Here is a 20,307-nt window from a genome sequence, read left to right on the forward strand (position 1 = left end):
GCTTGAGGGGGCATCTTCAGGGCTGGCTGGCCAGGCCCTGTCACCAGGGGTAGGTCACCCCGGGCCACCCGGCCCAAGGGACGTCCCGCCCAGGCAGGCTCGGCTCGGGCCACTGCCACACCTTGCCAAGCCAGGCGCGCAGTTCGGCCTCCAGTTCGGCATCGGTGAGCGGCGCCTCGGCCACCTTCCAGAAGAAGAGCTCCACCGCCACCTCCGGCAGCACCGAGGGGTAGAGGTAAACTCCGCCCCAGAACTCGGGCTCCCGTGCCGGGCTCCAGAGACCATAGGCAAAGGAGCGCTTGGCCAGAAACTCGGAGCGCTGCCACTCCAGATCGGCCTCGTGCTGGCTCAGGCTGAAATTGGCGGAGGGCCACACATCGTCCGGGCGAAACAGCTGATGGAGCTGCTCGCGCTCGCGCAGCATGGCGACGAACTCCACCACCGCCTGGGCCGGGCTGACCGGCAGCAGCAGGAAGTGCGGGTGCCGATAGGCTTGCGGCACCCGAAACCGCTTGGGCAGCGTCAGCATCAGAGCAGTTCCAGCAGGGCCTGCAACGGGTGCTTGAGTTTCTCCCCCTCCATCCGCTTGACCTGGCTGCGGCACGAATAACCGGTGGCCAGGCAGCGCTCCTTGGGCAGGCGCGCGAGGGGCTCGGCCCAGCTCAGACCATAGATGCCTTTGGAGTTCTCCACCTGTTTGGCGTCGTGGCCATAGGTACCGGCCATGCCGCAGCAGCCCACCGAGACCGGCTGCAGCGTGGCACCGAAGCGGCGGAACAGGGTGCTCCAGTCGCCGTGGGTGGTGGGCTTGGCGGTCTTCTCGGTGCAGTGAGCGAACAGATACCAGGGTTCGGTGCCCGCCTCTTCCCGCACCGGCAGCGCCTCGGCCGGCAGGGAGAGCAACCACTCCTGGGGCAACATCACCTGGAAGTCGCCGCGAGCGGGGCCGAGCGCCTTCACGTATTCATCCCGATAGCAGAGCACCAGGGAGGGATCGACCCCCACCATGGGGATGCCGAGCGCCGCCACCTTGTTGAGGAACTGGGCGCTGCTGGCCGCGGTACGGGCAAAGGCGCGCAGGAAACCCTTCACGTGCTGGGGCTTGCCGTTGGGCTTGAACGGCAGCAGATAGGGCTGCAGGCCGAGCTTGGTGGCCAACTTCACCAGGTCCCGCACCACGGGGGCGTCGTAGTAGCTGGTGAAGGGATCCTGCACGATGAGCACCACTTTTTGGCGCTGCTCTGGGCTCATGGCCTCCAGACCCGGCAGATCGAAATAGCGGGCGCGGTGATCCCGCAGCTCCTCGGCCAGGGTCGGCACGCTCAAGAGCGGCACGTCCACCATGCCGATGCTCTTCTCGGTCGCCTTCTGGGCCCACTCTTTTTCGAGGAAAAAGTTGACCAGTTTCGGCGCCTTGGCCAGCAGAGGAGCGTAAGCTTCCACCGTGCCGACGAAGTAATCCTTGGGTCCACGCAGATAGCGGCTGTGGTAGAGCTGCATGAAGCGGGCGCGGAAGGTGGGCACATCCACCTTGATGGGGCACTGGCTGGTGCACGCCTTGCACGCGAGGCACCCCTCCATTGCCTCCATCACCTCGTGGGAGAAGTCATACTGGCCGCGAGCGCGGGCCACCGTATTGCGGAACTTGTCGACAATCTGCTTGAAGCGCAGACCGCCGCTTTGCAGCGCCACCTCTTCGGCAAGAGGGTCGAAGCCCTGCTCCGCCAGCTGGCGCAGCCACTCGCGCATCAGGCCGGCCCGCCCCTTGGGGGAGTGGCGGCGATCGCGGCTGATCTTGACCGAGGGGCACATGGGGGAGTCGGTCTCGAAGGTGAAGCACAGACCGTTGCCGTTGCAATCGAGCGCCCGGGTATAGCTGGTGCGTACCGCCAGCGGGATCTGGCGGTCAAACTTGCCGCGCTTGGGCCCGTCCACCGACACCAGTTCGGCGCCGCTGCCGTAAGGCATGCAGATCTTGCCCGGGTTGATGCGGTTGGCGGGGTCGAACGCCCCCTTGACCCGTTGCAGCTCCTCCCACAGCTCGCCGAAGAAGGCGGGGCTGTATTCGGAGCGAAAACCCTTGCCGTGCTCCCCCCACATCAGGCCGCCGTATTTGGCGGTGAGCGCCACCACCTGATCCGAGATGCGCCGCAGCAGCACCTCCTGCTCCGGGTCGCACAGATCGAGCGCCGGGCGCACGTGCAGCACCCCGGCATCGACGTGGCCGAACATGCCGTAGTCAAGGCCATGGGCGTCCAGCAGGGCACGAAACTCCATGATGAAGTCCGCCAGGGATTCCGGCGGCACGGCGGTGTCTTCGGTGAAGGCCACCGGCTTCTTGCGCCCCTCGGCGTTGCCGAGCAGCCCCACCGACTTCTTGCGCATGCCGTAGATGGTCTCGATGCTCGGCAGGTGGTCACACACCTGATAGCCGATGACCCCCGCCTCACCGCGCGCCAGCAGGTCGTCGATGCGCCGGCACAGCTCGGCTACCTTGGCCTTGTGCGCATCCTCGTCGGTGTCGGCAAACTCGACGATGTTGAGCCCCTGCAGATCCTTGCCGGGTACGTCCTGGATGAGATCCTTCACCGAGTGCCAGATGATGTCGGCGCGGGCCAGCCCCAGCACCCGGGAGTCCACCGTCTCCACCGACAGGGCGTGTGCCTCCACCATAAAGGGGGCGTTGCGCAGGGCCGAGGGGAAGCTGTCGTACTTGACGTTGACCAGCGTCCGGTAGCGCGGGATGGGGGTGATGTTGAGCCTGGCTTCGGTGATGAAACCCAAAGAACCTTCCGAGCCGCACAGCACCCGGCTCACGTCCAGGGTGTCGCTCTCTGGAATATAAAGGTGCTTGAGATCGTATCCGGTCAGAAAGCGGTTGAGTTTGGGGAAGGTGGCTTCTATGTCGGCGCGCCGCTCGCGGCCGATGCGATAGAGGGTGCGATAGATCTCCCCTTCACGACTCTCGAGAGCCAGCTTGTCGGCCAGTCGCTCACCGGTCACCGGCTCGGTGGCCATGAGCTCGCCGTTTTCCAGCACGGCCTTGAGACCCAGCACGTGATCCGAGGTCTTGCCGTACACCAGCGACCCCTGCCCGGAGGCGTCGGTGTTGACCATGCCCCCCAGGGTGGCGCGGTTGGAGGTGGAGAGATCCGGCGAGAAGAAGTAGCCATGAGGCTTCAAATAGGCGTTGAGCTGGTCCTTCACCACCCCGGCCTGGGCTCGCACCCAACCCTCTTCCAGATTAATTTCCATGATCTGGTTCATATGGCGCGAGAGATCGACGATAATGCCGCCGCCCAAGGATTGACCATTGGTGCCGGTACCGCCGCCGCGAGGGAAGAAACTCAAGGCTGCGTACTCGGGCCCCTGGGCCAGCTTGAGCATCACCGCTATGTCATCCGCGCTGCGCGGATAGAGAACCGCCTGAGGTACGACCTGATAGACGCTGTTATCCGTCGCCATCGCCAACCGGCTTGCATAAGACTTTTCGATATCACCACGAAATGCTGATCGCGCCAGCAACTCAAGAAACTGCAGGGTTGTAGGTGACAAACTGTCCTGGTAATCGAGTCTCGGGATCATGAATCCTTGTTCCCATCCTTTGCTTGATGCCGGCATTCCGGCGACAACGACCGTTCGGGCCAGCCTCTTCGCGGGCCCCCGAACCAGTCCGCTCACATGTGAGCGGGCAGTATATCAGCTAGAAAACCGCTTGCGCGCGCAATCTTCACCATTTGAAAGGAGGACTTTTATGGCTCACTACAGCCATGTTATCAGTACGCTTATCCGCACCGAAAAACAGGCGCTGACCCTGTCGCTGTTTGGTTGCATCACCTTTGCTATTTTCGGCATCGGCTATGGCCTGTTCGTCGGTTCCAACGCCATCATGCTCGACGGCATCTTCACCCTGTTCAGCATGGGCATGACGGGCCTCGGGCTCATCACCGCCTACCTGGTCACCCGACCCTCCGACGCCCGCTTTCAATACGGCTACGCCCACTTCGAACCCATCGCCAACGTCATCAACGGCACCATCATTCTGCTGCTCTGTCTGGCTGCGCTCTACAACGGCCTCACCACCCTGCTGGCGGGGGGACGGGAGATCGATCTCGGCCACGCCCTCATCTATGCCGTCGTCTCCACCTTCTTCTGCGGCATCATCTATCTGGTCGAGGCCAACGTGGCTGAGCGGGTCAACTCCGAGCTGGTGCGGGTGGACTCCAAGGAGTGGCTGGTGGATACCCTGCTCAGCACCACCCTGCTCATCGGCTTCGTGGTCGCCATTGGCCTCGATGCCATCGGCTACGGCCACTACAACCGCTACATAGACCCGCTGCTGGTCTCGCTGCTGGCCCTGTGCGCCACCCTCATCCCCATCAAGGTGCTCGGTCGCAACCTGCGGGAAGTGCTGAAAATAGCCCCCAAGGGGGACGTCTCCCGGCTGGTGGCGAGCGAGGTCGAGGCCCTGCGCCTGCGCCATGGGGTCGAGTGCTACAGCCATCTGGCGAAAAGCGGCCGTCGTTTCGATCTCGAACTCAACATTCTGGTGGCCCCCGGTCAGGAGTGGCCCATTGAGCGCCAGGATGCCCTGCGCCAGGAGCTCTGGTCCCGCCTCGGCGATACCCTGGGAGACGCCTGGCTGTCGGTCTGCTTCACCCGCGAAAAGCGCTGGCTGTAACCGCCGCTTGAACTGCCGTTTGGGGGAGGCCAGCCGCCGCCTCCCCCTGTCATCACATCTTCATGGCTTCCCTCTTGCCAAAACGGCGCCAACCGCTATCATCAGGGCTCACTTTTAACCCGAGGTTTTATTGCCCATCATGGACAATCCCCGAAGTTGCCCTTCGTTTCTTCCCGTCAAAACCTATCTCTATCTGCTTAATCAGCGCCTCTGAATAACGTCATAGCCTTGCTGTCACTACGGCCGTCGTGCGCCGTGATCACTCTTTGCTCTGTCTGTTTTTATTGAGGTCACTACATGGAATTGCTGCTGGATCCCCACATCTGGATCGGTCTGTTTACCCTGATCGTTCTGGAAATCGTGCTCGGGATCGACAACCTGGTCTTCATCGCCATCCTGGTGAAAAAACTGCCCCCCGCCCAGCGGGACAAGGCCCGCATCATCGGCCTGTCGCTGGCCCTGTTGATGCGCCTGGGGCTCCTGAGCGTCATGTCCTGGCTGGTCACCCTGACCACCCCCATACTGCACATCTGGGATCACCCCTTCTCCGGGCGGGACCTGATCCTGATGGGGGGCGGCCTGTTCCTGCTGTTCAAGGCCACCTCCGAGCTGCACGAGCGGCTGGAGGCCAAGCCGCCCGAAGAGGGACCGGTCGGCGTCTACGCCAGCTTCGGCGTGGTGATCACCCAGATCCTGGTGCTGGATGCCATCTTCTCGCTGGACTCCATCATCACCGCCGTCGGCATGGTGGAACAGCTCGGCGTCATGATGGCGGCCGTGACCATCGCCATGGTGGTGATGGTGCTCGCCTCCAAGCCGCTGACCCGCTTCGTCAACGCCCATCCCACAGTGGTGGTGCTCTGTCTGAGCTTCCTCTTGATGATCGGCTTCAGCCTGGTGGCGGAAGGGTTCGGTTTCCATATTCCGAAGGGCTACCTCTATGCGGCCATCGGCTTCTCGGTGCTGATCGAATTCTTCAACCAGCTCTCCCAGCGCAGTGCCGAGCGCCACGAGGCCAAGCTGCCCCTGCGTGAGCGCACCACCGCCGCCATCTTCAAGCTGATGGGTAGCAAGGCGTATCAGGACAAACCGGACGACGACCTGGATGCCCCCGCCCCCGAGCCGGTGAGCTTTGGCGAGGAGGAGCGCTACATGGTGACCGGGGTGCTGTCGCTGGCCGATCGCTCCATCCGTACCATCATGACCCCGCGCTCCGAAATGGCCTGGATCGACGTCAACGACACCGATGACGAGATCCGCGCCCTGCTGAAGCAGGAGCCCCACAGCCTGTTCCCGGTCTGTGACGGCGATCTGGACGAGGTGATCGGGGTGGTCAAGGCGCGCGACCTGCTGTTTGCCCTCAACGAGGGGCAGTCCCTGAGCGGGCTGGCCAAACAGAACGACCCCATTATCGTGCCGCAGACCATCAACGTGATCAGGTTGCTGGCGGAGCTGCGCCAGGCCAAGGGCAGCCTCATCCTGGTGGCCGACGAGTTCGGCATCATCCAGGGGCTGGTGACCACCCACGACCTGCTGGAGGCCATCGTCGGCGAGCTGCCCGATGAAGATGAAACGCCGGACATGATCCGCGACGGGGCTGGCTGGCTCATCAACGGCAGCACCAACATCCACCACGTGGAGCAGGTGCTGGAACACGAAGGGCTGGTGAGCGAGAGCGACGAGTACGTGACTCTCGCCGGCATGCTGCTCTCCCACTTCGGCACCCTGCCCGCCCCGGGCCAGCAGCTGCAACTGCAGCAGCTCTGCTTCGAGGTAGTCGAGGTGAGCGAGCGGCGCATCGAGCGGGTGCGCGTCATGCCGCTGGCGGCCTGACGCCATCTCGTGAAGCCTGCAGCAAAAGGGGACCTTGTCGGTCCCCTTTTCTATTTATCCTCCCCCCTTTCTCCTCTCTCATTTCGCCATTGCTGTCATCAGCGCAATTCTCATCTGCAATTACCCCTCTTTTTCGCAAGGGATGCCGGCACTAGAGTGAGCCCATCATCACCATGAGGAATTCACCATGCACCACGATCACCTGTTCTGCCCCCTGCGCCTCGGCCAGCTGCACCTCAACAATCGCATCGTCATGCCACCCATGACCCGCTCCCGCGCCAGCCAGCCCGGTGACGTGGCCAACGCCATGATGGCCACCTACTACGCCCAGCGCGCCGGAGCCGGCCTCATCATCAGCGAAGGCACCCAGATTGACCCCATGGGCAAGGGCTACGCCTGGACGCCGGGGATCCACAGTGCCGAACAGGTGGCCGGCTGGAAGCTGGTGACCGACGCCGTGCACGCCAAGGGCGGCACCATGTTCGCCCAGCTCTGGCACGTGGGCCGGGTCACTCACCCTGACAACCTCGGCGGCGCCCAGCCCATCTCCTCCTCCGCCATTCAGGCCAAAGGGGTCAAGGTGTTCGTCGACAACGGCAGCGACGCCCCCGGGTTCGTCGAAACCGTCACCCCGCGCGCCATGACCCAGGCCGATATCGACGCGGTAGTGGGGCAATTTCGCCAGGCGGCCCGCAACGCCATGCTGGCCGGTTTTGACGGCATCGAGCTGCACGCAGCCAACGGCTACCTCATCAACCAGTTCCTCGACTCCGAGTCCAATACCCGCACCGACGGCTACGGCGGTTCGCTGGAGAATCGGCTGCGCTTCCTCAAAGAGGTGACAGAGGCGGTCTGCAGCGAGATCGGGGCCGACCGGGTCGGGGTGCGCCTCGCGCCGCTCACCACCTTGAACGGCACCGTGGATGCCAATCCGCAGGAGACCTACCTGGCCGCCGCCCGCCTGCTGGGCCGGCTCGACGTGGTCTACCTGCACGTTGCCGAGGCGGACTGGGACGACGCCCCGCTGATGGCTGAGAGCTTCAAGCAGGGGCTGCGCGATGCCTTCCCCAACACCCTCATCTATGCCGGCAAATACGACGGCGAGCGTGCCCGGGCGGCGCTCGAGGCGGGTTGGGCCGACATGATAGGCTTCGGTCGCCCCTTCGTGGCCAACCCCGACCTGCCCGAGCGGCTGCGCCACGGCTATCCGCTGGCCCCTCACGATCCAGCCACCCTGTTTGGCGGCGGCGAGAAGGGCCTGACCGACTACCCGACCTATCAGGCAACCGCCCAGCCTCACACGGCTTGAATCAAACCCGCCCAGGCATAAAAAAACGCGCCCACCATCACTGGTGGGCGCGCCGTTTTTGCTTTTCACACGTGCCAATGCTCAGTAGAGGCTGACCCCGTAGCAGGCGGCGTAGCTTCTGATCTCCCGGGTCAGCCGCGCCTTGTCGGCCAGGCTCAGCCAGCTCGCCTCGACGGCATTGAGTGACAAACGGCAAAGCTGGTTCATGCTGGCCCCCAGCTCATGGGCCAGAGCGTGGAAGTTGGCGTTCATGTAGCCGCCGAAATAGGCGGGGTCGTCCGAGTTGATGGTGACGCACAGCCCTTGCTCCAGCAAATTCAGTACGTTGTGGTGGGCCATCTGGTCAAACACCTTGAGGCGGGTGTTGGAGAGGGGGCAGACGGTGAGCGGCAGCCGGGTATCGGCCAGATAACGCAGCAGCTCGGGATCATCGACGCAGCGTACCCCGTGATCGATGCGCCGCACCTCCAGCTCCCGGATGGCCTGCCAGATGTAGTCCGCCGGCCCCTCCTCGCCGGCGTGGGCCACCACCGGCAACCCCAGCTCGCGGCAGCGGGCAAAGACCCGGGCAAACTTGCTGGGCGGATTGCCGAGCTCCCCCGAGTCGAGGCCGATGCCGTGAATGCGCGACAAGAAGGGAGTGGCCTCTGCCAACGTGGCGAAGGCCTCCTCTTCGCTCAGGTGGCGCAAGAAGCTCATGATGAGCCGCCAGCTGATGCCAAACTCTTTCTCCCCGCGCTGCAGCGCCCGCTCGATGCCGCCCAGCACGGTGGCAAAGGGCACGCCGCGGGCGATGTGGGTCTGGGGGTCGAAGAAGATCTCCACGTGCACCACCTTGTCGGCGGCGCAGCGCGCCAGATAGGCCCAGGTCAGATCGAAGAAGTCCTGCTCGTTGACCAGTACGCTGGCCCCCAGATAGTAGAGATCGAGGAAGGATTGCAGGCAGTCGAACTCGTAGGCGGCGCGCACGCTGGCCACGTCTGGCCAGGGCAGGGCCACGCCGTTGCGCTGGCCCAGGGCAAACATCAGTTCCGGCTCGAGCGAGCCTTCGATATGGAGGTGCAGCTCCAGCTTGGGCAGACCGGCAATAAAGTTATCCATGATGACGGCTCCATCAGTGCACAGACAGCGGGACCCGCCAGTGGCAGAGCGGTTCCCTCCCCTGCAATTGATTGTGCACCTATCTCTGTTTATGGGGGAGACTTGTCATCAAACAGACTTATAATGGCGTCACAAAAACAACATAACTATTTGAAGATCTTGAGAGTTGGCGCAACTTTCCGCCGCCTCTTGCGCCTACACAAGGAGTCCCCATGAAGAAAAGCGTCATCTGCGACATCGACGGCGTCATCCTGCACAACAACGATCTGGTGCCGGGCGCCGACCGTTTCGTCCACCGCCTGCTGGAGCAGGGCAGCAAGCTGCTGTTTCTGACCAACTACCCGGCCCAGACCCAGAAAGATCTGCAAAACCGCTTCCGCTCCGCCGGGATCGAGGTGCCGGAGGAGTGCTTCTACACCTCCGCCATGGGTACCGCCGACTTTCTCAAGCGCCAGGACGGCAAGAAGGCCTATGTGATCGGCGAAGGGGCGCTGACCCACGAACTCTACAAGGCCGGCTTCACCATCACCGACATCGACCCCGACTTCGTGGTGGTGGGCGAGACCCGCAACTACAACTGGACCATGATGCAGCTGGGGGCCAAGTTCGTCGATCAGGGAGCCCGCTTCATCGCCACCAACCCGGATACCCACGGCCCCATGATGCACCCGGCCTGCGGCGCCCTGTGCGCCCCCATCGAGCGGATGACCGGCAAGAAGCCGTTCTATGTGGGCAAACCGAGCGCCTGGATCATCCGCGCGGCGCTCAACCGGATGGAGGCCCACTCCGACGACACCATCATCATCGGCGACAACCTGCGCACCGACATTCTGGCGGGCTTCCAGGCCGGCCTCGAGACGGTGCTGGTGCTCTCCGGGGTGAGCAAGGTGGCCGACATCGACCGCATGCCGTTTCGGCCGAACCACATCTTTGACTCAGTAGTGGACATCGACATCGTCTGACCCGCTACCCAGGATAGAGAAGAGGGCAGGCCGGCCCTGCCCTCGCAGGAAACAACATGGAACCCATTCTTATCGCCGTGGCCTTCGGCTGCGGCATGCTGGTCAACCTCATCGGCCTGCCGCCCCTGCTGGGCTTTCTGGCCGCCGGCTTCATCCTCAACGCCATGGGCTATCACAACACCCCGGCCCTCAGCGAAGTGGCCGATCTCGGCGTCACCCTGCTGCTGTTCACCATCGGCCTCAAGCTCAACGTCAAGATCCTGATGCGGCGTGACGTCTGGGGTACCACCAGTTTGCACCTGCTGCTCTCCACCCTGCTGTTTACCGTGGTGCTGCTGGTGTGCAAGGGGCTCGGACTGGCGCTGGCCATGTCGCTCGACTGGCAGCTGGCGCTGCTGCTGGGCTTTGCCCTCTCCTTCTCCAGCACAGTATTTGCGGTCAAGGTGCTGGAGGAGCGCAGCGACATGAACGCCCTCTATGCCCGTCTCGCCATCGGCGTGCTGGTGATGCAGGATCTGTTCGCGGTGGCCTTCCTGGCGGTCTCCAGCGGCGAGTGGCCCAGCATCTGGGCGCTCTGGATCCTGGGGCTGCCGCTGCTGCGCCCCTTGCTGCTGAAACTGCTGGAGCGGGCCGGCCACGGCGAGCTGCAGGTGCTGTTCGGGATCTTCCTGGCGCTGGTGGTGGGGGCCGCCGGCTTCGAGGTGGTGGGGCTCAAACCGGATCTGGGGGCACTCATCATCGGCATGCTGATCGCCTCCCACCCCGCCTCCGCGGGACTGGCCAAGTCGCTGTTCAACCTCAAAGACCTGTTTCTCATCTGCTTCTTTCTCACCATCGGCCTCAACGGCCTGCCGACCCACGACACCATGTTGCTGGCGCTGGCACTGGTGCTGGCCCTGCCGCTCAAGAGCGCGCTCTACTACCTGGTCTACAGCGGCGCCCACCTGCGGGTGCGCACCGCCCTGCTCTCCACCCTGGCGCTCACCAACTTCTCGGAGTTCGGCCTCATCGTCGCGGCCATCGCCGCCAAGGCGGGCTGGATCTCCCACGAGTGGCTGGTTGCGCTCTCTCTGGCGCTGGCGGCCAGCTTCATGATCTCGGCCCCCCTCAACGGCCAGAGCGAGCGAATTTACCATCGGCTCGGCAACTGGCTGCGTGGCATGCAGGCCACCACCCTGCACCCGGAGGACAGGCCCATCGAGCTCGGCGATGCCGAGGTGATCATCCTCGGCATGGGGCGGATCGGCCAGGGGGCCTACTTCGAGCTGGAGAACAAGTACGGCACCGTGATCCTCGGGGTGGAGAACGACAGCGACAAGCTGCCTACCCTGCGCGCCCAGGGGATGAACGTCATCGAGGGTGACGCCACCGATACCGACTTCTGGGACAAGGTGCTGCTCTCCAACCAGGTCAACCTGGTGCTGCTGGCAATGCCTCACCACTCGGGCAACCTCTACGCCATCGAGAAGCTGCGCAGCCACGGCTTTGCCGGCAAGATTGCCGCCATCGTCCGCTTCGAGGACGACATCGCCTCCCTCAAGGAGCAAGGGGTGGATGCGGTGTTCAACGTCTACGACGAAGCGGGCAGCGGCTTCGCCCGTCACGTCATCAAGCGGCTGCAGCCACGCTGACGGGCGGGAGCAGCCCCTTGGCAAGGAGGGCGCCATCGTTTACGTTATGCGCAACCTCGTTTAATAAAACGAACAATCACGGGGCCTGGATGGCCCCGTTTTTTATCCCTTGCCAAGGAGGCAGCATGAAGACCCTCAACGACTGGATCCTGCTCGACCGCCACGAGGTGGCTCCCACCCCGCTGATGCCCACCCCCGAGCGCCTGCGCGCCGGCAACCCGAGCCAGACGGTCTGGAACCACTACTCGGATCCGAGCCAGCAGTTCCACGTCGGCTTCTGGAGCTGTGAGCCCGGCCGCTGGGCCATCCACTACACCGAGCATGAATACTGCCAGCTGCTGGAGGGCGAGGCGGTGATCCACGACGGCCAGGGCGGCAGGCTGCCCCTCAAGTCCGGCGACCAGTTCGTCATTCCCGCCGGCTTTGTCGGGGAGTGGGAGACCCTCACCCCCTGCCGCAAGCTTTACGTGATCTTCGAGCCCACCAGCTGACGTTCACGTCAATCTCCCCTCTTTTTTCCGGCGGCCGGACGGGTCGCCGCACTCCCCTACCTGCTTGATGCTTACGGCATGATTTTCTGCGGTTTTCCCGCTTGCAAAAGGTTTTTGCACTAGGCATTGTGATTGGCGAGGAATGTAAATGGAATTTCGAGCCCGAACGTGGGGGGCTCATATAAAAATCAAGAGGATTACCGCCAATGTGTTCTATTTTCGGCATTCTGGACATCAAATCCGATGCGGCCGCCCTGCGCAAATCGGCGCTGGAGATGTCCAAGCGATTGCGTCACCGCGGTCCTGACTGGTCCGGCGTCTACAGCTCCGACAAGGCCATTCTGGTGCACGAGCGCCTGGCCATCGTCGATCCGGGCAACGGCGCCCAGCCGCTCTACAACCCCGAGCGCACCCATGTGCTGGCCGTCAACGGCGAGATTTACAATCACAAGGAGCTGGAGAAGAACCTCAAGGTCGACTTCCAGTTTCAGACCCACTCCGACTGCGAAGTGCTGCTGGCCCTCTACAAGGAGAAGGGCCCCGCCTTTTTGGACGATCTCAACGGCATCTTCGCCTTTATCCTCTATGACGCCGAGCAGGATGCCTACCTGATTGGTCGCGACCACATGGGGATCATCCCCCTCTACACCGGCCGCGACGAGCACGGCAACTTCTACGTCGCCTCCGAGATGAAGGCGCTGGTACCGGTCTGCAAGAGCGTCGAAACCTTCCCGCCGGGACACTACCTGTGGAGCAAGGATGGAGAGCTCAAACAGTGGTACAAGCGCGACTGGATGGAATACGGTGCGGTCGAGCACAACCAGAGCGACAGAGCCGAGCTCAAAGCGGCCCTGGAAGCGGCGGTCAAGCGCCAGCTGATGTGTGACGTGCCCTACGGCGTGCTGCTCTCCGGCGGTCTGGACTCCTCCGTCATCTCCGCCATCACCAAGCTCTACGCCGCCCGCCGGGTAGAAGACGATGGCAAGAGCGAAGCCTGGTGGCCCCAGCTGCACTCCTTCGCCGTCGGCCTGGAAGGCTCCCCGGATCTGGCCGCGGCCCGGAAGGTGGCCGATCACCTCGGCACCATCCACCACCAGATCCACTTCACGGTGCAGGAAGGTCTGGATGCCCTGCGGGACGTCATCTATCACCTCGAGACCTATGACGTCACCACCATCCGCGCCTCCACCCCCATGTACCTGATGGCGCGCTACATCAAGGCCATGGGCATCAAGATGGTGCTCTCGGGCGAAGGCTCGGACGAGCTGTTCGGCGGCTACCTCTACTTCCACAAGGCGCCCAACGCCCGCGAGTTTCACGAAGAGAACGTGCGCAAGCTCGCCTCTTTGCACCTCTATGACTGCCTGCGCGCCAACAAGTCGATGGCCGCCTGGGGGGTGGAGGGTCGCGTGCCCTTCCTCGACAAGGAGTTCATGGACGTGGCGATGCGCCTGCAACCTGCCGACAAGATGTGCGGCAAGGGCAAGATCGAGAAGCACATCCTGCGCGAAGCCTTCGAGGATCTGCTGCCCCATGAAGTGGCATGGCGCCAGAAGGAGCAGTTCTCCGACGGCGTGGGTTATTCGTGGATCGACAGTCTCAAGGCCATGGTCGAGCAGGAAGTGACGGATCAGATGTTCGAGGCGGCGGCGTTCCGCTTCCCCATCAACACCCCGCTCACCAAGGAGGCGTACTACTACCGCGCCATCTTCGACGAGCACTTCCCGCTGGAGTCCGCCGCCCGCACCGTGCCCTACGGCAAGTCGGTCGCCTGCTCCACCCCGACTGCGCTGGAATGGGATGCCAAGTTCAAGGAGATGGCCGACCCCTCCGGTCGCGCCGTGATGGACGTGCACCAGCAGGGTTACTGATCTGCCGGCGACCACCCTTGCCTGAATGCCAAGCCCCTCCTGCGAGGGGCTTTGTTTTTCCCGTCGACCCATTCCCGCTTTTTGCATAACAAGGGCCCATCTCGCCCTTGGCGGCCGGGCTCGCTCGTGTCACATTGTTGCGGCTTGGAAGCAACCACAACAACACAAGGAGCACGTGATGAACCGACTGCTATTGCCGCTGGTGCTTGGCACCGCCCTGTTTCATGGCGAGGTGTACAGCGCCGACCACCTCTGGAGCCAGACCCTGCCCGATTACAGCCAGGGCTATGACGAGCAGCGGGATCCGGCCCGCGATCTCGCCGCCGCCACCGCCAAGGCCAGCGCGGAGGACAAGAAAGTCCTGCTGTTGGTGGGCGGCGAGTGGTGCAGCTGGTGCCAGGAGATGAACCACTTTCTGGACCGGGAACCCAAACTCGCCGGCCAGTTCAACCGCACCTTCGTGGTGGTCAAGGTGAACGTCAGCAAGCAGAACAAGAACGAATCCTTCCTCAAAGATTATCCCGAGTACCTGGGGGTGCCCCACTTCTACGTGCTGGATGGCAAGGGCAAGCTGCTCGAATCCTTCAACACCGGACTGCTGGAGAAGGGGGACAGCTACGACGGGGAGAAATTCGGCAAGTTCATCGCCTTCTTCCAGCCCAAACCCACCCGCGGCTAGCGAGCCTCTGATATGAAAGCCCCGCACGGTCGGCTGACGGTGCGGGGCTCGATAATTGGAACCTGGCAGGGAGGCGCAGCTTCAGGGCTGGGCATCCGGCTGATTGACGGGGGCGGCCTTGATAAAGGCCTGCAACTGCTCGCAGTTGGCGACGATGCGGTTGATGGTGGGATAGTCTTCCAGCGACATGTCGTAGCGACGGGCGTTGTAGACCTGGGGCACCAGCATGCAGTCAGCCAGGGTCACCTCGTTGCCGACGCAATAGATGCCGGCGGTGGTCATCAGCAGCTGCTCCAGCGCGCTGAAGGTTTCGTCAATCCAGTGGCGATACCAGGCCGCTTCCTGCTCCTTGCCCGCCCTGAGATGCTCTCCCAGGTAATTGAGCACCCGCAGGTTGTTGAGGGGATGGATGTCGCAGGCGATCATGTTGACGATCTGGCGTACCCGGGCCCGCTCCTCGGGGGCGGACGGCATCAGCGGGTGAGCGGGGTAGGTTTCGTCGAGGTACTCCATGATGGCCACCGACTGCCCCACCTGCACCTCACCATCCACCAGAAACGGCACCAGCCCCTGGGGATTGAGCCGGCGATAGGCCTTCTCGCGCTGCTCGCCCTGCCGCAGATTGACCGGATGCTGCTCGTAGTCGAGCCCCTTGAGCTGCATCACGATCCGTACCCGATAACTTGCCGATGAACGCCAATATCCAAACAACTGCAACATACTTTGTCCCTGTGTTGACAGGTGCATGGACACCTGCCGCTCACCCGTCGGCCACGTGTCCATGCCGGCCCCTTCACTTCGTCTGACTGGCCTCTGCCGGCGTGACCCGCTGCAAAATGGTGCCAAACAGACTCATCCCGTTGCGATCCTGCATCGCGATGGACACTGTATCACCAAAGCGCAGAAAGGGTGTAGTGGCTTGACCTGACTCGATAATTTCCAGCATTCGCAGCTCGGCGAGGCAGGATGAGCCGCGGCTTCGGTCGTAGTTGGAGACAGTCCCCGAGCCGATGATGCAGCCCGCCCCGAGCGGCCGGGTCTTGGCGGCATGGGCGATCAGCTCATAAAAGTTGAAGGTCATGTCCACCCCGGCGTCGGGGGCCCCGAACAGGGCGCCGTTGAGGTGGGTTTCGAGGGGCAGGTGCACCTTGCCGTCGCGCCAGTCATCCCCCAGCTCGTCCGGGGTGATGGCCAGCGGCGAGAAACTGCTGGAGGGCTTGGACTGGAAGAAGCCAAAGCCTTTGGCCAGCTCCCCCGGGATGAGGTTGCGCAGGCTCACGTCGTTGACCAGCATCAGCAGCTTGATGTGGCCGGCAGCCGCCTGCGGGCTGGTGCCCATCGGCACGTCATCGGTGATGACGGCGATCTCCGACTCGAAATCGATGCCCCACTCCTCCGACCCCATCGGGATGGAACCCCGCGGCGGCAGGAAGCTGTCCGAGCCCCCCTGATACATCAGGGGATCGTGCCAGAAGCTTGCAGGCATCTCGGCGCCGCGGGCCTTGCGCACCAGCTCCACATGGTTGACATAGGCGCTGCCGTCGGCCCACTGGTAGGCGCGCGGCAGCGGGGAGAGACAGGCCGTCTCGTCGAACGGGAAGGCGTCGGCGCAGGCGCCATCGTTGAGCTGCTGATAGACGGCGGTCAGTTTGGGCGCAAGTTCGGCCCACTCGTCGAGGGCCGCCTGCAGGGTGGCGGCCAGCTGCGGCACGCGCACCGCGCGGCTCAGATCGCGACTCACCACCACCAGGGCGCCGTCCCGCTTGCCATTGTTCAGGGTTGCCAGTTTCATAGGGATTCCTTTTATTTGCCGTTCGTGGCTGGCGTGAGTTCCGGGCGCAACCAGCTGGTGACGTAACGCGGGTTTTCCACCCCGTCACACAGGCTGCCAACGTTGAGCGCATCGCGGGTATCGAGCATCACCGCCACCTCGTCGGTGAACTTCTTGGCGTAGGCCTGACCCGCCGCAAACGCCTTGGGATGGGGGCCGTGGGTAAAACCGGCGGGATGGAAGGTGACCATGCCTCGCTCGATGTTGTCCCGGCTGAAGAAATCCCCGGCGTGGTAGAAGAGCACCTCGTCGTAGTCGTCGTTGCTGTGGTAGAAGGGCACCTTGAGGGCGCCGGGATCGCTCTCGATGGGGCGCGGCACGAAGGTGCAGACCACGAACCGGCTCGCCACGAAGGTGGAGTGGGCCGAGGGCGGCAGGTGGTAGCGGTGACTCATCAGCGGGCGGATGTCCCGCCAGTTGAGGCGCACCACACAGAGATCCCCGTGCCACCCTTGCGCATCCAGCGGATTGAACGGCCAGGTGATGACCGAGACCTGGTTGTGACGCTTCACCTGCAGCGACCAGGGGTTCTCATCCTGCTGGGCCAGGAAGCGCTCGTTGATGGCCGGTACGTCCAGCGCTGCGGGATCGAAGATGGCGTGATTGCCCACCAGCCCCTTGTCCGGCAGCTGGTAGCTGTCGTTGGTCGCCTCGATCATCAGGATGAACAGGGGCGCCGTCGGCTCGATGCGCCACATGGTGCCGCGGGGGATCACCAGGTAGTCGCCATCACGCAGGGTCAGGTGACCGTAGTCGCAATAGAACTCGCCGCTCCCCTCGTGGATGAACAGGAGCTCGTCGCCATCGGCGTTGCGCACCAGAAACGGCATGGGCTCATGCAGGCGCCAGATGCGGTAGCGGCAGTGGGGGTTGCTCAGAATATCCGGCATCACCCAGGGGGAGAGGGAACTCACCTCCTCGCCGAGGGCGTTGAGATCGAACAGGCGCGGGCGCAGCGGCCCCTCCCAGTTGACCCAGTCGGTGGGGGCATGCTTGTGGTGCATGTGGGTGGCCGGCCCGAAAAAGCCGGAGCGGCCCAGTTCACGCTCATAGATGGCCTGCTCGGGCAGGTCGGCATGAGCCTGACGGGAGTGGGTCCCCTCCCGGTGGGGAAAGTTAATCCAGTTACGCATTGCCAACCTCCCTTGCCTGACCGACAACCTGCGCGTGGCGGCGTTCGTTACGCATCATTGAGCACCCCGCGGCGGATCTGATCCAGCTCGATGGATTCGAACAGTGCCTGGAAGTTGCCCTCGCCAAAGCCTTCATTGCCCTTGCGCTGGATGATCTCGAAGAACACCGGGCCGATCACTGTATCGGTGAAGATCTGCAGCAGGATGCCATCCTTGGTGGGGGAGCCGTCGATCAGGATGCGCAGCTCTTTGAGCGCCGCCAGATCCTCCTGGTGCCCCTCGACCCGGCTGTCCACCTTCTCGTAGTAGGTGTCCGGGGTCGGCATGAAGCCGGTGCCACGGCCGCGCAGGGTACGGATGGTGTGGTAGATGTCGCTCGACGCCATGGCGATGTGCTGGATCCCCTCCCCCTTGTACTGACGCAGGTACTCTTCAATCTGGGACTTGTCGTCGGAGGATTCGTTGATGGGAATGCGAATCTTGCCGCAAGGGGCGGTCATGGCGCGGGAATGGAGCCCGGTCAGCTTGCCCTCGATGTCGAAGTAGCGGATTTCGCGAAAGTTGCCGATCCGCTCGTAGAAATTGGACCAGACATCCATGTTGCCGCGCTGCACGTTGTGGGTCAGGTGGTCAATCTCATACAGCCCTGCATCCACCTCGGCCATGCGCGCCTGCCAGTCGGGATAGAAGACGAAATCCACATCATAGATGGAGCCCTTGTCGCCGTAGCGGTCGACAAAGGAGAGGGTGCTCTCGCCGATGCCGTAGATGGCGGGGATGTTGAGCTCCATGGGGCCAATCTTGCCGACGAACGGCTTGGCGCCCTTGGCGATGGCGTACTGCTGGGCCTTGCCGGCATCGCTCACCCGAAACGCCATGCCGCAGACACTCGGCCCGTGCAGGCTGGCAAACTGCTCGGCCTGGGAGTGGGGCTCGGCATTGACCACGAAGTTGATGTCCCCCTGACGATAGAGCCAGCACTGCTTGTGCTTGTGCTTGGCCACCTCGGCAAAGCCCAGCGAGACGAACAGCGCCTTGAGGGCGGCAATGCCCTTGGCATCGGGCGCCGTGTACTCGACGAATTCGAAACCATCGGTACCGAGCGGGTTGATGGTGTGAGTACGGGCAGAAGAAGTGGTCGTCATGATGCGCTCCTTGCGATTGACTGATAACGAAACGGGTCACACCGGGGCGCTGCGGGCAGCTGCCCCGGCATTGTTAACAACTTGTTTCATTAGAGGCAGGGGCGTAGCGGAAGAAAAGAGGCGGCGTTCAGATAGTTTGGCGGGGGGCGGCGCTAAAAGATGTAAATAGATTGTGACATTTAAGCCGCAGCCTTGTGGCACGCTCGGTGGCGACCCACAAGGCTGTCAGTTTTGCCTTACAGGGACCAGTATCTGGGCTCGATGCGGGGCAGTGACTGCCGCGCTCGTTGCAGCCGCGCCGGGGTGGGGTTGATGAGCCAGGCCGCCTGCCCCTCTGCCAGCAGTGGCAAGTCGTGCAGGCTGTCGCTCAGGGCCAGGGTGGCGCTGAGGGCCTGGATCCCGGGCAGGATCTTGTGGCGGCCGTGACAGTAAAAACGTGGCATCAGGCCGCCGAGGCGATAGTGCATCCGCGAGCCCAGAATACGATGGGGCAGCTGGCCGGGCAGCTGCTGATGGAGCTGACCCCGCACCAGGGCGCGGGGGCTGGCGGAGAGCACCCAGCAGCGCTGCCCTTCGGCCAGCAGCAGGGCGCGCGCCTCCTGAAACAGCCCAGGTCTCGTGCGGCAATAAGCCCGTACCAGGCGTCGCCACCCTAGCGGCGACAGCCCCAGGGTGATGGCCCACCAGATCAGTGAAATGCCGCGCCGACGCTGGCTTGGCAGCAGATAGACCAGCCCGCCCAGCGCCATCACAGGCCACAGCAGCAGCGGCCAGATGCGGCGGCGCAGGATGAAACGCAGCAGCCCGGCATGGCTGTCATCCGGCGCCAGGGTGTCGTCAAAATCCGCCAGGATCCAGCCGCTGGCGGGCAGATCCGACACGCCTGGCACTGTCACCCCCTTCATTCGGCCAGCCCCGAAATGGCGGCGTGCAGCTCGGGCAGCACAAACAGCGTGCCTTCGTCGGGCGGGCAAACGAAGTCGAACGCCTCCCCCGCCAGGGTGAACGCGAGGCGCCAGGCGTGCAGATAGCCGCGATCGGCCGCCGTGCCGCCGTAGCGCTCATCCCCGAGGATGGGCGCCCCCACGCTCTTCAAGGCCACCCGGATCTGGTGGGTCTTGCCGGTTTGAGGCTTGATGCGATAAAGGCGCAGCCCCTCGCGTACCGACACGGAGTCGAACCAGCTGATGGCGGGGTTGTCGAGTGTGCGGGTCAGCATCCAGCTGCCGCCCCGCCCCTTCTGCATGTCCCCCTTCACCCAGCCCTGCTTCTTCTTGGGCTTGCGATCGGAGAGGGCCAGATACTGCTTGCTCACTTCCCGCGCGGCAAAGGCCATGCTGAGGGCACGGTTGGCCTCGGTGGTGTGCGCCAAGAGCACCAGCCCGGAGGTCATCTTGTCGAGCCGATGCACCGGATAGAGCTGCATACCGGTGTCGGCCTTGACCCGGCTGACCAGCCCCGGATGGAGCAGGCCAACCTCGTCGGTCTCGTCATGCATGCCAAGCCCGGGCCCCTTGTTGATAACCATGAAATCTTTGTGCTGCGCTAGTATCCGGTACATCAATAACCCTTTAGAATATTTTTCATTACAAGAACATGACCCTGCGGGGTCGCACCCCATGAACACTCAGAACAAGACT

17 protein-coding genes are annotated in these 20,307 nt (G+C 63.4%); 8 read left to right on the forward strand and 9 right to left on the reverse strand.

From position 1 onward, the window contains the following. Positions 1 to 40: 40 nt before the first annotated feature. Both I6L38_RS10415 and I6L38_RS10420 read right to left on the reverse strand, forming a co-directional pair. Positions 41 to 529: a hypothetical protein gene (locus tag I6L38_RS10415; protein ID WP_043169828.1), complete on the reverse strand. Its 489-nt coding sequence runs from the start codon at positions 527 to 529 to the stop codon at positions 41 to 43. Further along, positions 529 to 3,585, reverse strand: a complete 3,057-nt coding sequence (locus I6L38_RS10420; RefSeq protein ID WP_043169831.1) for an FAD-binding and (Fe-S)-binding domain-containing protein — start codon at positions 3,583 to 3,585, stop codon at positions 529 to 531. Before I6L38_RS10420 ends, I6L38_RS10415 begins: the two co-directional genes overlap by 1 nt. A 169-nt stretch (positions 3,586 to 3,754) precedes the next feature. Between I6L38_RS10420 and I6L38_RS10425 the strand changes: the two genes are divergently transcribed. From I6L38_RS10425 to I6L38_RS10435, 3 genes are all read left to right on the forward strand, one after another. Then, complete coding sequence (locus I6L38_RS10425; RefSeq protein WP_043169833.1) at positions 3,755 to 4,681, forward strand: cation diffusion facilitator family transporter; 927 nt, start codon at positions 3,755 to 3,757, stop codon at positions 4,679 to 4,681. Positions 4,682 to 4,978: 297 nt separating this feature from the next. Next, a complete protein-coding gene (locus I6L38_RS10430; protein WP_201881221.1) occupies positions 4,979 to 6,514 on the forward strand; it encodes a TerC family protein in 1,536 nt (511 codons plus the stop codon). Positions 6,515 to 6,701: 187 nt separating this feature from the next. Further along, positions 6,702 to 7,823: an alkene reductase gene (locus I6L38_RS10435; RefSeq protein WP_201881220.1), complete on the forward strand. Its 1,122-nt coding sequence runs from the start codon at positions 6,702 to 6,704 to the stop codon at positions 7,821 to 7,823. A gap of 81 nt (positions 7,824 to 7,904) precedes the next feature. On the opposite strand, the gene I6L38_RS10440 is transcribed toward I6L38_RS10435, so the two are convergent. Beyond that, positions 7,905 to 8,924, reverse strand: coding sequence for an adenosine deaminase (locus tag I6L38_RS10440; protein ID WP_201881215.1), 1,020 nt, complete (start codon positions 8,922 to 8,924; stop codon positions 7,905 to 7,907). Positions 8,925 to 9,136: 212 nt separating this feature from the next. Between I6L38_RS10440 and I6L38_RS10445 the strand changes: the two genes are divergently transcribed. The 5 genes from I6L38_RS10445 (at position 9,137) to I6L38_RS10465 (ending at position 14,558) form a co-directional block, all read left to right on the forward strand. After that, positions 9,137 to 9,886, forward strand: a complete 750-nt coding sequence (locus I6L38_RS10445) for an HAD-IIA family hydrolase (protein ID WP_005302324.1) — start codon at positions 9,137 to 9,139, stop codon at positions 9,884 to 9,886. Positions 9,887 to 9,942: 56 nt separating this feature from the next. Continuing rightward, positions 9,943 to 11,517 carry a cation:proton antiporter family protein gene (locus I6L38_RS10450; RefSeq protein ID WP_065017970.1) on the forward strand — a complete coding sequence of 525 codons (1,575 nt, stop codon included), beginning with the start codon at positions 9,943 to 9,945 and terminating at the stop codon, positions 11,515 to 11,517. Positions 11,518 to 11,642: 125 nt separating this feature from the next. Beyond that, positions 11,643 to 12,008 carry a cupin domain-containing protein gene (locus I6L38_RS10455; protein WP_201881213.1) on the forward strand — a complete coding sequence of 122 codons (366 nt, stop codon included), beginning with the start codon at positions 11,643 to 11,645 and terminating at the stop codon, positions 12,006 to 12,008. A 206-nt stretch (positions 12,009 to 12,214) separates the two neighbouring features. After that, entirely contained in the window at positions 12,215 to 13,879 is a 1,665-nt protein-coding gene (asnB, locus tag I6L38_RS10460) for an asparagine synthase B (protein WP_201881210.1), read from the forward strand. A 178-nt stretch (positions 13,880 to 14,057) separates the two neighbouring features. Beyond that, positions 14,058 to 14,558, forward strand: coding sequence for a thioredoxin family protein (locus I6L38_RS10465; RefSeq protein ID WP_195879259.1), 501 nt, complete (start codon positions 14,058 to 14,060; stop codon positions 14,556 to 14,558). Between the two features lie 81 nt (positions 14,559 to 14,639). On the opposite strand, the gene maiA is transcribed toward I6L38_RS10465, so the two are convergent. The 6 genes from maiA to I6L38_RS10495 form a co-directional block, all read right to left on the reverse strand. Next, entirely contained in the window at positions 14,640 to 15,278 is a 639-nt protein-coding gene (gene maiA, locus I6L38_RS10470) for a maleylacetoacetate isomerase (RefSeq protein ID WP_041207222.1), read from the reverse strand. Positions 15,279 to 15,351: 73 nt separating this feature from the next. After that, the gene (locus tag I6L38_RS10475) at positions 15,352 to 16,350 is read right to left on the reverse strand and encodes a fumarylacetoacetate hydrolase family protein (RefSeq protein ID WP_216989528.1); all 999 of its coding nucleotides are present in this window, start codon (positions 16,348 to 16,350) and stop codon (positions 15,352 to 15,354) included. An 11-nt stretch (positions 16,351 to 16,361) separates the two neighbouring features. Next, on the reverse strand, positions 16,362 to 17,522 hold the full coding sequence (locus I6L38_RS10480; RefSeq protein ID WP_011706477.1) for a homogentisate 1,2-dioxygenase: 1,161 nt from the start codon (positions 17,520 to 17,522) through the stop codon (positions 16,362 to 16,364). Between the two features lie 47 nt (positions 17,523 to 17,569). Further along, positions 17,570 to 18,667 (reverse strand): 4-hydroxyphenylpyruvate dioxygenase, encoded by a 1,098-nt coding sequence (hppD, locus tag I6L38_RS10485; RefSeq protein ID WP_005302356.1) that lies wholly within the window; start codon positions 18,665 to 18,667, stop codon positions 17,570 to 17,572. 236 nt (positions 18,668 to 18,903) lie between these two features. After that, complete coding sequence (locus I6L38_RS10490) at positions 18,904 to 19,572, reverse strand: HAD family hydrolase (protein WP_216989529.1); 669 nt, start codon at positions 19,570 to 19,572, stop codon at positions 18,904 to 18,906. After that, positions 19,569 to 20,228, reverse strand: a complete 660-nt coding sequence (locus I6L38_RS10495) for a TIGR01621 family pseudouridine synthase (RefSeq protein WP_216989530.1) — start codon at positions 20,226 to 20,228, stop codon at positions 19,569 to 19,571. The genes I6L38_RS10490 and I6L38_RS10495 overlap by 4 nt, the downstream gene beginning before the upstream one ends. Between the last annotated feature and the right edge of the window lie 79 nt (positions 20,229 to 20,307).

This window comes from Aeromonas sp. FDAARGOS 1408 (assembly GCF_019048665.1).
GTDB classification, from domain to species: domain Bacteria; phylum Pseudomonadota; class Gammaproteobacteria; order Enterobacterales; family Aeromonadaceae; genus Aeromonas; species Aeromonas dhakensis.

What these genes read in the sequence shown, in the direction of transcription:
- asnB (WP_201881210.1), top strand. Translation starts at nt 12,215, where the DNA reads ATGTGTTCTATTTTCGGCATTCTGGACATCAAATCCGATGCGGCCGCC.
- hppD (WP_005302356.1), bottom strand. Translation starts at nt 18,667, where the DNA reads ATGACGACCACTTCTTCTGCCCGTACTCACACCATCAACCCGCTCGGT.
- I6L38_RS10430 (WP_201881221.1), top strand. Translation starts at nt 4,979, where the DNA reads ATGGAATTGCTGCTGGATCCCCACATCTGGATCGGTCTGTTTACCCTG.
- I6L38_RS10475 (WP_216989528.1), bottom strand. Translation starts at nt 16,350, where the DNA reads ATGAAACTGGCAACCCTGAACAATGGCAAGCGGGACGGCGCCCTGGTG.
- I6L38_RS10415 (WP_043169828.1), bottom strand. Translation starts at nt 529, where the DNA reads ATGCTGACGCTGCCCAAGCGGTTTCGGGTGCCGCAAGCCTATCGGCAC.
- maiA (WP_041207222.1), bottom strand. Translation starts at nt 15,278, where the DNA reads ATGTTGCAGTTGTTTGGATATTGGCGTTCATCGGCAAGTTATCGGGTA.
- I6L38_RS10465 (WP_195879259.1), top strand. Translation starts at nt 14,058, where the DNA reads ATGAACCGACTGCTATTGCCGCTGGTGCTTGGCACCGCCCTGTTTCAT.
- I6L38_RS10425 (WP_043169833.1), top strand. Translation starts at nt 3,755, where the DNA reads ATGGCTCACTACAGCCATGTTATCAGTACGCTTATCCGCACCGAAAAA.
- I6L38_RS10440 (WP_201881215.1), bottom strand. Translation starts at nt 8,924, where the DNA reads ATGGATAACTTTATTGCCGGTCTGCCCAAGCTGGAGCTGCACCTCCAT.
- I6L38_RS10420 (WP_043169831.1), bottom strand. Translation starts at nt 3,585, where the DNA reads ATGATCCCGAGACTCGATTACCAGGACAGTTTGTCACCTACAACCCTG.
- I6L38_RS10445 (WP_005302324.1), top strand. Translation starts at nt 9,137, where the DNA reads ATGAAGAAAAGCGTCATCTGCGACATCGACGGCGTCATCCTGCACAAC.
- I6L38_RS10435 (WP_201881220.1), top strand. Translation starts at nt 6,702, where the DNA reads ATGCACCACGATCACCTGTTCTGCCCCCTGCGCCTCGGCCAGCTGCAC.
- I6L38_RS10495 (WP_216989530.1), bottom strand. Translation starts at nt 20,228, where the DNA reads ATGTACCGGATACTAGCGCAGCACAAAGATTTCATGGTTATCAACAAG.
- I6L38_RS10490 (WP_216989529.1), bottom strand. Translation starts at nt 19,572, where the DNA reads ATGAAGGGGGTGACAGTGCCAGGCGTGTCGGATCTGCCCGCCAGCGGC.
- I6L38_RS10455 (WP_201881213.1), top strand. Translation starts at nt 11,643, where the DNA reads ATGAAGACCCTCAACGACTGGATCCTGCTCGACCGCCACGAGGTGGCT.
- I6L38_RS10480 (WP_011706477.1), bottom strand. Translation starts at nt 17,522, where the DNA reads ATGCGTAACTGGATTAACTTTCCCCACCGGGAGGGGACCCACTCCCGT.
- I6L38_RS10450 (WP_065017970.1), top strand. Translation starts at nt 9,943, where the DNA reads ATGGAACCCATTCTTATCGCCGTGGCCTTCGGCTGCGGCATGCTGGTC.